An 11,263-nucleotide genomic window follows, 5' to 3' on the forward strand; every position below is an offset into this window, starting at 1 on the left:
AATTTAACGCGCCAGATGCATGGTTATTTATTTGCGCGCTCGATGTACTCGCCACGAACGGTATCAACGCGGATGACCTCGCCTTCTAGTACGTGAAATGGTATCTGAACTACCGCGCCACTCTCAAGAGTAGCTGGCTTTTTGCCACCTTGTGTATCGCCCTTGAAATTTGGTGGAGTTTCAACTATCTTGAGCTCGACTACTTGTGGCACTTCTACGCCGATTGCGTTGCCGTTGTGAAATAAAATTTCAACCATCATGCCATCGATCATCCATTTTTTAACATCGCCCACATCCTCGTCGCTGATCGCAACTTGCTCGTAAGTAGTCGTGTCCATAAACTGGCAAAACTCACCATCATCATAGAGGTACTGCATCTCTTTTTCTTCAAGATGCGGTTGCTCACACTTATCGCCTGCGTGAAAAGTCTTTTCAAGAACCTTTCCATCGACAAAAGATTTGATCTTTGCACGAACAAAAGCTGCACCCTTGCCCGGTTTAACGTGTTGATATTCTACGATTTTATAAGGAACGCCGTCGATCTCGATCTTTAGTCCCTTTTTTAGATCGCCCATTGAATATGAAGCCATTTTTTATCCTTTCGTAATTTGTTATATAACTGCGTATTGAGCCCAAACACAAGCTTCAAGTGCGTTTAATCTCTCTAGCGTTTCTGTTTTTATATGTTCATCAACCAAGATGACTGCAAGCGCCATGCCGTGCTCATCTCTACCAAGGCGGAAGTCTGCGATGTTTATCTTCTCATCAGCTAAAATTTTACTGATCTGAGCGATAACGCCTGGTACGTCGTGGTTTTTAAAGATGATCATCTTGCCTTTTGGCTTGAAGTCAGTCTTAAAGCCATTGACGGTTACTATGCGTTGTTGATTTTCACCAAAGACCGTGCCACCAACGCTTACGATGCCATTTTCAGTCGTAAGACGAACTGTGATCTTGTTTTTAAAGATGCTATCTCCACCTGTGCTAGTTTCGGTAGTTATGCCTTTTTCGTCGCATAAAAATTTAGCATTTACGTAGTTTATCGCATCGCCAAGACTCTCTTTTAAAGCGCCCACGATCGCAAAAGTTAGCATTGAATTTGCATATTCGCTAATCTGCCCGTGAGTCTCTATACGGATAGCCTTGATAGCGCTTTTGTTTATCTGAGCTGCAAGAAATGCCATCTTGCTTGTAAGATCGATATAAGGCTCAACAAACGGCGGTAGATCTTCTGTTTTGATAGGTAAATTTAAAGCGTTTGGATAGCTTATACCTCGTGCTGCCAAGATAGCCTGCTCGACTGCCTCTACTGCGATGTTGCGCTGCGACTCAAGGGTGTTTGCCCCAAGATGCGGTGTGACGCTTACATTATTTAGATCAAGAAGCGGATGGCTTGTCGCTGGCTCTTTTGTAAAGACGTCAATACCTGCAAATGCTATCTTGCCACTTTTTAGCCCCTCATAAAGTGCCTCTTCGTTATAAAGACCACCTCTAGCGCAGTTTATAAGCCTTACGCCATCTTTCATCTTTGCTATCTCTTTAGCGCCGATCATATCGGTTGTCTCTTTGGTCTTTGGAGTGTGGATCGTGATGAAGTCGCATGCCAAGATGTCATCAAAATTTTTAGTATAAGTGCCGCCCATATCGATGACCTTAGATGGATCGATGTATGGATCGTATGCGATGATATCCATGCCAAAAGCTTTTGCGCGAGCTGCTACTCTTGAGCCGATATTACCAAAACCTATCACGCCCAGCTTTTTCTTAAAAAGCTCAACTCCATACCACTTCTCGCGTTTCCAAATTCTTTCTAGCTTTAGATCGTTGTGAGCGTATTCAAGTGATCTTGCAGCTGCTAGCATGTGCGCCATAGTTAGCTCAACTGCTGCGATAGTATTTGCAGTTGGGACGTTCATAGCGATGATGCCTCTTCTTGAACAGCCATCTATATCAACATTATCCACGCCAACACCGGCTCTAACGATAGCTTTTAGCTTCTTACCAGCTTCTAAAAATGCCTCATTTACCTCAGTCGAGCTTCTAGTGATCGCTACATCAGCCTCGCCTAAAATTTTTAAAAGCTCGTCTTTTGGGGTATTAACTGCGTCTATTACATTTATATCTTGTTCTTTTTTTAAAAGTTCAAAACCTACTGGGTGTATCGCATCGCAAACAATGATAGTTTTCATAATTTTACCTCTCTCACACTTGAGTGGATGTCGTAAACTCTTAGCTGCAAAATGATATTTTGCAAAAGCCTTGAGTCTTGGGTATTTAAAAAGATCTGGCTCTTAGCGCCATCTCTTACTACAGTAAAATCAACCTCGCTATTTCGCAAAGTCTGCATCAAGCAGAACATAGAGTAGATATCGTTTTTATCTATCAAAAGTTCGTATGCTGTGATCTTTGGCTTTTCTATCTTAGGTCGGTTGTATTCTATAAAAATTTCATTTACGGGCAATACATAATCTTTTTTCTTAATAGTTGCCAGCTCGTTGATCCAGTTTTCACTGCCGGCTGTGTTTTTGGTTATATTTTGCTCACTTGTAATATTTTTTTCAGTAGTTTGGCTGAAATTTACACTTGCAAATTTAACAAGATAAATTCCAACCAAACCTAACATCACAAAGAGCAGAACAACTACTGATAAAAGCGTGCGTCTGCCCATTTATACTAGCGTAATTGTTCTTTTATGATGTCGCCAAGTGTTACTTTGTCATCGTTGTCGTTGATCTCATTTAACACTTCACGCTCTTTTTGTTTTGCTAAACGGCGTATGCTTAGGCGAATTCTATTTTTCTTCTCATCGATAAATGCGATAGCAGCTTCGATCTCATCGCCGATCTTTAACGTGCTAGCATCTACGCTGCCTAGATCTTCTTTGCGGATTAATGCATCTACATTATCGCCAAGCTCAACAAATACGCCGAAGTCTTTAATGTCACGGATCGTTCCTTTTACGATGTCGCCTACACTAAATTTATTAGCAAATGCCTGAACTGGACTTTGTTTTAGATCTTTTAGGCTTAGAGAAATTTTTTGCTCAGCGCTGTCGATTTTGATGATTTTTACTTCAAGCTCGTCGCCAGCCTTAAACATATCTTTGCACTTGTCATTTCTATCCCAAGATGCATCTTCGTTATGTAGCAAGCCCTCAACGCAGCCTATTCTAACAAATGCACCAAAATTTGTGATAGTTGTCACAACGCCTTTTACTACGTCGCCTTCTTTAAATTTAGCTTTAAATTCATCAAATGGTTTTGGAAGTAAATTTTTAAGGCTCACTCTTAAGCGGTGTCCTTTTGCGTCTATTTCGATAACCTCAACATCGATCTCTTGGCCTTCGCTGATGTGATCTTTTGGATTTTTGATATTTTTGTCCCATGAAATTTCAGATATATGTAAAAATCCTTCAATATCATTTCCAAGATCGACAAATGCGCCATAAGGCTCGATGTTGCTAACTGTTACTTTTATAGTGTCGCCAACTTCTAGGCCGTCGCTTATGATCTCTTCCCAAGGATCTGGAGTAGCTGCCTTGATAGATAGAGATAGGTGGCGTTTTTCGTTGTCATAACTGATAACTTTAACTAAAACTTTATCGCCTTCTTTATATAAAGAGCTAGGATTTACTGGGCCTTTGTAGCTTATCTCGCTGTAGTGAACAAGTCCGTCTACACCGCCAACATCAACAAACATACCATAAGTTGTGATTTTCTTAACTGTGCCCTCTATAACGCTATCGTTTTCTACTATACTTGATAGGGCTTCTTTGCGTTTTTTGCGGTCGTCATCTAAAATTTTCTTTCTTGAGACAACTATGCTGTTCTCTTCTTTATCGACTTTTATAACTCTTACTTTGTATGATTTTCCAACTACGCCCTCAGCGTTTTTAAATCCGCTGTGCGTTCTTGGTAAGAAAAATTCTACGCCATTTGCGTCTTGAGTGATAAAACCACCTTTATTTTTTCCAACTACTTTTACGTCGATTTCGCCAGAATTTTCAGGATCGTAAGCTTCGATGAAAGCTTTAACTTTCTCTTTTCTAAGTGCTTTTTTGTGCGACACTATAGGTCTTCCATTTCTTGATCCAGTTATTACAACTTTGATCGTATCGCCAACTTTATGCGTCAGGTTGCCGTTTGCGTCAGTGATCTCAGAAACATTTAAAATGCCTTCTGACTTCTTGCCAACGTCGATTAAAACCTCATCGCCATTGATACTGACGATCTTTGCGTCACTATCTTCTTCAGTCTTTTTAAAAGACTCCTCTAACATCGCAGCAAAATCGATATCTTCGATATCTTCGTCTTTTGCTTTTCCTAATTGAACACTTTTGTTCACAGCCATCTTGATCCTTTAAATTTTATTATGCCAGTAGAGGCAAATTGGCTTATTATAGTTAATTGTGGCTTTAGCTAGGATAAATTTTATACTTTTTTGATTCTATCAACGACTTTTTGTATGATCCAGTCAGGCGTGCTAGCACCAGCACTTATACCACACAAATTTTTGCCATCAAACCATGATCCCTCAAGCTCTTCTTCGCTTTCTATTAGGTAGCTATCTTCGCAAAAATTTTTAGATATTAGGTAGAGTTGTTTTGTGTTTGAGCTGTTTTTTCCGCCGATTATTATCATCACGTCAGCTCTTTTTGCTAAATTTTTAGCGGCCTCTTGGTTTTCAAATGTCGCGTTGCAGATCGTGTTAAAAACGCGCAGCTCTTTTACATGAAGCATGAGATAGTTTGCGATCTGCATAAATTTCTCAACTTTTCTAGTAGTTTGGCTAACAAGCGCGACCTTTTGCTTAAATTTAATGCCCTCTAGCTCGCTCTCTTCAAGCACGACATAGACGTTACCCTTAGCATATGACTTCACCCCTTTTACCTCTGGGTGGTGCATGTCGCCAAAAATCACCACATCATAGCCCTCTTCGCTCATTTTTTCGCAAATTTGTTGCGGCTTTGTCACAAACGGACAAGTTGCATCGATCACTTTTATATCGGTTTTTTTTAGCTCTGCAAGGTCGTTTTTAGTGATGCCATGAGTGCGAATGATCGCCTTTTTCTCGTCTTTTAACTCGCTTATGCCCTCAAGCGTCTTTACATTGTAATTTTTCTCAAGCCTGTTTATCTCTTCGTTATTATGTATGAGTGGGCCGATAGTTGCCGCATCTCCGGCGTTTTCAGCTATCTTTATCGCCCTTTTTACGCCAAAGCAAAAGCCATAACTACTAGCAAGCTCGATCTTCAACCTTAGCTCCCATTTTCTTTAAAATTTCAGCAAAATTTGGAAACGAAGTGGCGATAAATTCGCTCTTTTCTATCTGCATGCCACATTTTAGTCCAAGTATGGCAAAGCTCATGGCGATCCTGTGATCTCCGTGGCTATCTATCGTGGCAAATTTAGCCTCAGAGCCATTTATGATAAAGCCATCTTCAAGCTCGCTAGCATCGACACCGCACTTCTTTAGCGCATTTATCGTGACAGCTATCCTGTCGCTCTCTTTTACGCGAAGCTCTTTTGCATTTGTTAGCTTGCTTTGACCCTTTGCGCAGGTAAATGCGATGGCTAAAGCTGGGGCTTCGTCGATGAGCCATGAGATATTTTCGCTAACTTCTACGCCTTTTAAAATTGGCGAGTACTTGACCTCGATGTCGCCGATATCTTCGTATTTGATTGAAGTTTTATGAAATTTTATCTCAGCACCCATTTTTTCTAAAACTCTGTAAGCTTCGATGCGAGTTTTATTTAGCAAGATATTTTTTAAAATGATATGCGAATTTGGGATGATTAGAGCTGCGACTGCAAAGAAAAATGCCGAGCTTGGGTCATTTGGAACATCTATATCAAGTGGCGCAAGTGGGGCTTTCATAGGCTCTAGTGTGATCTCTAGCTCGTCACGCTTTATATCAGCTCCCATACCAGCTAGCATGCGCTCGGTGTGATCCCTACTTAGCTCTGGCTCGCTAAATTTACAGCCATTTGAGTAAAGAGCTGCTAGCAAAAGCGCACTTTTTACCTGAGCTGAGGCGATCTTGCTCTCAAAACTAAATCTTTCAAATTTCGTCCCTCTTATGCAAAGAGGAGCGTTATTTGCGCCATTTGCGCCATCTATCTTTGCACCCATCTCATTTAAAGGCTTTGCTATCCTTGCCATCGGGCGAGAATTTAAATATTTATCACCACTTAGCACGAAAAAACCCTTCTGTGCGGCTAGTAACCCCATAAAAAGCCTCATCGCCGTGCCAGAGTTGCCACACTCTAAAATTTCATTTGGCTCTTTTATCTTTTGTGGTGAAGTGATTATTATCTCAGCTCCGTTATCTTCGACATTTGCACCTAAGAGCTGAACGATCTTTAAGGTATTTAGCGTGTCGCCTGCTCTTAGATAGTTTCTAACGCGAGATGGTTTGTCGCTTAAAAGTGAAAAGATCGCACATCTATGCGAGATAGACTTATCAGCCGCGATGTCATCGATGGTTAAATTTAGACTTTTTTCTAATGGATAAATTCTCATCTTATTCCGATATTTAGTTTCTCTTTTAGCTCGCTTAAAATTTTATCCATAAGTGCGTTTATATCGTCATCTTCGAGAGTTTTTTCCATATCTTGGAATGTAAATTTAAGGCTAAGGCTGATCGCACCGTTTAGTTTCGCATCTTTATAGATATCAACCGGCAAGAACTCTTTTAGCTCTTTTAAATTTAGCCCTCTTATGCACTCATAAATTCGTCCAGCCTCGAAATTTTCAGGCACGATGAGGCTAAGATCTCTTGTCGTGCTTTGAAATTTAGAGTATGGCACTGCTAAGACCGGTTCAAATTTAAGCTTTGCAAAATCAATCTCACAAACATAAGTTTTAGGTAGATCTCTTTTTGCCTCTACCCTCGCATCAACTCTGCCGATATAGCCGATCTTTTCGCCATTTTGATAGATGTGTGCTTGTTCGTATGGGCTAAGATATGAGATCTCTTGGCAAGGTTTTAGCTCAAATTTGCCTATTACATTTTGCACCATCGCCGCAAATGCGTAGAAATTTGCCTCCTCGCCCTTTGCGCCGTTTATCAGTGTTGGCTCTTTTAAAAGCCCTGATACGACAAAGCCTAAATTTAAACCTTGATTTGCATTTTCGTCAAAGACTTCGCCAAGCTCAAAAAGTCTAACTGAGCGTTTTGAGTTTTTGATGTTTTTCTCGCTTGAGCTTAGAAGGTGATTAACAAGTGCTGGTCTAAGCGTGTTTAGCTCGTTGTTTATAGGATTTAATATCTTGATCTTGCAAGGTTTGAAATTTAGCTCACTTAGCTCATCAAGGCTGTCAAATACGTAGTGCACGCTTTCAAAAAAGCCATTATCGGCTGCACGGCGCCTTAAATTTAAAGCATTTTTATAGTCAAAATATGTCTTATTTAGCCTATTTTTCTCTGCAAAATTTAACGGCGTTGAGGCGATATTGTCGATGCCTATTATCCTTACGATCTCCTCACAAATATCATGCGAATTTACGATGTCGTGGCGAAATAACGGCACTTTTACGTTAAAGCTCTCTTGCTCAACATTTACGCTGATCTCAAAGCCAAGTTTCTTTAAAATTTTAACAACATCGTTTCTTGCAACCTCTTGACCGATCATATTTTTAAGCTCGCCAAGTGAGATGCTAAGCGTGATAGGCTCGGTGTTTAGAAGTGATTGCTGTGAGCCTGCAAAAAGACTTAAGCTATCTTTAAAGCCAGCTAGCCTTTTAAAAAGATAGTCCGCCCCGTAAGCTAAATTTGGCTCGCTACCACGGCTTGAGCGATAAACCTGATCGCCTTTTGGTAAATTTTTATTTTCAAAAATGGCTTTTGAGACAACATCTGGTTTTACGTAGCTAGCCTCTACCAAGATCACCTTTGAGCCCTCATCGACCCTAGCCTCATCGCTTTGGTAAATTCCAGCAACGCCTAAATTTTTATCCTCACAAAAAACCACGCACTCGCCATTTTCGCCATTTTTGATGTCAAAAACAGCTTTTTCGCCCTCGCCCACAAGCTTAGCGTGATCATAAGCTCTAAATAAAACACCCGTGCAAAATGTCGCGTATTCAAGCAGTCTTTCTACTAAATTTGTCTTTTGGCACTCAATTAGAGCTAGCCTCAAGCGAGTTAATAAATTTTCACTTAATGCATTTTTTAGCTCAAATGCTTTATACAAAAATGAGCCATTTACCTTATCTTCGGTTCGCACAGACGCGATCCTGCCGATGCCTAGTAAATTTTCGCTATCTTCATTTTCATGGCTATCTTTCATATTTAGATCAAGTGCGGTGCAAATTTCTCTTGCGATGCCGTGTAAATTTTGGCAGTCACCCCTGTTTGCTGTGACATCGACCTCGATGATCACATCTTTAAACGCTTCAAATTCACCAAGACTTGTGCCAAGTTTTAGCTTGCCGATACTCTCATCAAGTGGCAAGATACCGTCATTTGTCTTAGGCAGTCCTAGCTCAGTTGAAGAGCAGATCATACCGCATGACTCGATGCCTCTTAGCTTTGCCTTTTTGATCTCAAGACCATTTGGCATGGTCGTGCCAATGAGCGCAACTGGCACAAACTGACCAGCCTCGACGTTTTTTGCACCGCATACGATCTGAAGCGTTTCGCTGCCAACATCAACTTGACAAACGCTTAGTTTATCGGCATCTGGGTGTTTTTCTCTACTTTTTACATAGCCCACCACAACGCTTTTTGGTAAATTTATCTCTTTATAGCTATCAACTTCTAAGCCGATAGAGTTTAATGTCTTTGAAAGTGTCTCGCCGCTAACCTCGCTAAGGTCGATCCACTCGTTTAACCAATGCTTTGAAATTATCATTTAAACTGCTCCAACAATCTTAAATCTCCCTCAAAAAGTGACCTTAGATCAGGCACTCTATGAAGCAACATCGCAAATCTCTCAACCCCAAGGCCAAAGGCATATCCGCTTACATTTTTATAGCCAACCGCCTTAAATACATTTGGATCGACGACGCCGCATCCAAGCACCTCAAGCCAAGTAGTCTGCTTGCACACCCTGCAGCCCTTGCCGTGGCAGAATATACAACTAATATCAACCTCAGCGCTAGGCTCCGTAAATGGAAAGAAGCTAGGGCGAAAACGCACTTCAACGTCGCCAAACATATACTTTAAAAAGCCCTCTAGCATTGATTTTAAATTTGCAAAGCTAACTTTGTCTGCATCCTCAACCACAAGGCCCTCGACCTGGTGAAACATCGGTGTATGCGTTAAGTCCATATCACGTCTAAAGACAGTGCCAGGCGCTATCATGCGGATAGGTGGCTTTTGATTTAGCATAGTTCGCACCTGAACTGGGCTCGTATGCGTCCTTAAAAGTCTAAAATCATCTAGGTAAAATGTATCTTGCATATCCCTTGCTGGGTGGTATTTTGGTAAATTTAGCGCCTCAAAGTTATGAAAATCATCTTCTATAAGCGGCCCAGTCTCGAGCGAGAAATTTAGAGCTAAAAAATATTCAATTATCTTATCCATCGTAGCCATCACAGGGTGCAGCGCCCCACTAGCAACAGGCTCGTTAAAGAGCGTGATATCAGCGGCCTCTTTTTTCATCTTGTTATCTATCTCTTGCTCGCTAAGCTCGGCTTTTTTAGCTTCTATAAGCACGCTAAGCTCATCTCTTTGCTTGTTTAAATTTGCTGCAAATTCCTTTTTTTCATCCTCGCCAAGCTCTTTTAGCTTTGCAAAACCTTGCGCCAAGATGCCCTTTTTGCCAAAAATTTCTACCCTGACCTTCTCCAGATCATCAAGAGTTGAAATTTCATTTTTGATTTTATTAATGAAATCTTGCAATTTTTTACCTTTATGAATTTTTGCATCGATTTTATAGAAAAAGAGTTAAAATCAAGATAAAAAGCGCGAAATTTAAGCACACTTTGATATAATTTCTCAAACTTTCAAAGGAGCTAAAATGACCATATTTGAAAAGATCGTTGCTGGTGAAATTCCTTGTAACAAAGTGCTTGAGAGCGAGAAATTTCTAGCTTTTAACGACATCAATCCAAAAGCGCCGATCCACATCCTCATCATCCCTAAAAAACACTACAAAAATTTCCAAGAGATGGACCCAGTTTTGATGGGTGAGATGACTAAATTTATCCAAGAAGTGGCGAGCTTAATGGGCGTTGATAAGAGCGGATACCGTCTCATAACAAACTGCGGTGAAAACGGCGGTCAAGAGGTCATGCACCTACACTTTCACCTACTTGCTGGTGCAAAGCTTGGCTGGAGCGAAGGCGTAGCTGATCCACAAAGCACATTTTAAAAACAAAATTTAGACTCTTTTTGAGTCTAAATTTCACTTCAAATTTTTACTTCAAAACTCAACTCTTAAATTTTATAAACTTAAAGTTGTTCTTTAGTTCATTTTGGGTCGAATTTATCTCGCCAAGCTCTGATTTTACGAAGTTTGTAAGCTCTATCTTGCTCACACTTGGAGATAGGATTTTTATATACTCTTTTTGATTTTTAAGCTCCAAGTTGTTGCTAAAAAGTAGCACTCTAGCATCTAGCTTTAGCCCAGCTCTAAGCTCAGATATCGTAGCTAAAAGCTCTTTTATATCAAAGCCCTCCGCTGCTTCATCCACAAGCGCTAGAGAGCAAGGTTTTGTCTTTATCTTTATCAAAAGTTCGCTAAAGCTATTTGCCACCTCAAGCGTGTTTTGAAACTCACCAAGAGCGCCAGCAAATATCTTATTTTCAAGCTTTGTGCTCTTATAAATCACTATATTTTCATTTTTACTAAAGTATCTATTTTCTTTACTTGGCTTATAGTTTTTTATAAATTTAGGCAAAATTTGATTTAGCTCATCTTTGCTAAAAGGCTTTCTGATCTTCTCATCAAACGCCGGCAGCAGCTCTCTTTCAGGGATATTTGAGGTATTTGAGACCACGGCGACTAAATTTATCTTCTCTTCTTGAAGCGATCTTATCTCTTTTACGAAATTTGCCACACCATTTTCAAAAAATGAAGCATCGATAAAGACTGCGTTAAATCTATTTAAAAGCAGTGCTTGTTTAAGCTCTTTGTGGCTGCTAACGCCTATGACTTCGCAGTCTAAGAAGCTAAAAGCACGTGAAAACATCTCAAGGCTAAGCGGATTTTTATCGCAAAGCAAAAAGAGCACCTTCTCTTCAGCCAAGCTCTCGCCCCTATTTTTCTCCATATAGACAAGCCGCGCAACGCTAAGTGGAGTGAGTGGATCTTTT

The 11,263-nt window shown here is 40.4% G+C and carries 9 protein-coding genes and 1 pseudogene; 1 reads left to right on the forward strand and 9 read right to left on the reverse strand.

Annotated elements, in window-relative coordinates; translation table 11 throughout:
- Nucleotides 1–23: 23 nt before the first annotated feature.
- The 8 genes from efp to pheS all read right to left on the reverse strand — a co-directional run bounded on the left by efp (nt 24) and on the right by pheS (nt 9,847).
- Nucleotides 24–590 carry an elongation factor P gene (gene efp / locus CYP84_RS00620; protein ID WP_004317246.1) on the reverse strand — a complete coding sequence of 189 codons (567 nt, stop codon included), beginning with the start codon at nt 588–590 and terminating at the stop codon, nt 24–26.
- A gap of 21 nt (nt 591–611) precedes the next feature.
- Nucleotides 612–2,192 carry a phosphoglycerate dehydrogenase gene (gene serA / locus CYP84_RS00625; protein ID WP_223228656.1) on the reverse strand — a complete coding sequence of 527 codons (1,581 nt, stop codon included), beginning with the start codon at nt 2,190–2,192 and terminating at the stop codon, nt 612–614.
- Complete coding sequence (locus CYP84_RS00630) at nt 2,186–2,668, reverse strand: hypothetical protein (RefSeq protein ID WP_103636336.1); 483 nt, start codon at nt 2,666–2,668, stop codon at nt 2,186–2,188. The genes serA and CYP84_RS00630 overlap by 7 nt, the downstream gene beginning before the upstream one ends.
- Nucleotides 2,669–2,673: 5 nt before the next feature.
- Complete coding sequence (locus CYP84_RS00635) at nt 2,674–4,350, reverse strand: 30S ribosomal protein S1 (RefSeq protein WP_103636337.1); 1,677 nt, start codon at nt 4,348–4,350, stop codon at nt 2,674–2,676.
- Between the two features lie 80 nt (nt 4,351–4,430).
- Nucleotides 4,431–5,255, reverse strand: coding sequence for a 4-hydroxy-3-methylbut-2-enyl diphosphate reductase (locus CYP84_RS00640; protein WP_103616995.1), 825 nt, complete (start codon nt 5,253–5,255; stop codon nt 4,431–4,433).
- Entirely contained in the window at nt 5,236–6,522 is a 1,287-nt protein-coding gene (aroA, locus tag CYP84_RS00645; RefSeq protein ID WP_103636338.1) for a 3-phosphoshikimate 1-carboxyvinyltransferase, read from the reverse strand. Before aroA ends, CYP84_RS00640 begins: the two co-directional genes overlap by 20 nt.
- A complete protein-coding gene (gene pheT, locus CYP84_RS00650) occupies nt 6,519–8,855 on the reverse strand; it encodes a phenylalanine--tRNA ligase subunit beta (protein WP_103636339.1) in 2,337 nt (778 codons plus the stop codon). The genes aroA and pheT overlap by 4 nt, the downstream gene beginning before the upstream one ends.
- Nucleotides 8,852–9,847 (reverse strand): phenylalanine--tRNA ligase subunit alpha, encoded by a 996-nt coding sequence (gene pheS, locus CYP84_RS00655; protein WP_103636340.1) that lies wholly within the window; start codon nt 9,845–9,847, stop codon nt 8,852–8,854. Before pheS ends, pheT begins: the two co-directional genes overlap by 4 nt.
- A 118-nt stretch (nt 9,848–9,965) precedes the next feature.
- Between pheS and CYP84_RS00660 the strand changes: the two genes are divergently transcribed.
- Nucleotides 9,966–10,319 (forward strand): histidine triad nucleotide-binding protein, encoded by a 354-nt coding sequence (locus tag CYP84_RS00660; protein ID WP_004317216.1) that lies wholly within the window; start codon nt 9,966–9,968, stop codon nt 10,317–10,319.
- Between the two features lie 58 nt (nt 10,320–10,377).
- On the opposite strand, the pseudogene CYP84_RS00665 reads toward CYP84_RS00660, so the two are convergent.
- Nucleotides 10,378–11,263 (reverse strand): annotated as a pseudogene (locus CYP84_RS00665) (hypothetical protein); the annotation flags it as partial.

The sequence above is a fragment of the Campylobacter concisus genome (genome assembly GCF_002912425.1).
In the GTDB taxonomy this organism is placed as follows: Bacteria; Campylobacterota; Campylobacteria; order Campylobacterales; family Campylobacteraceae; genus Campylobacter_A; species Campylobacter_A concisus_AH.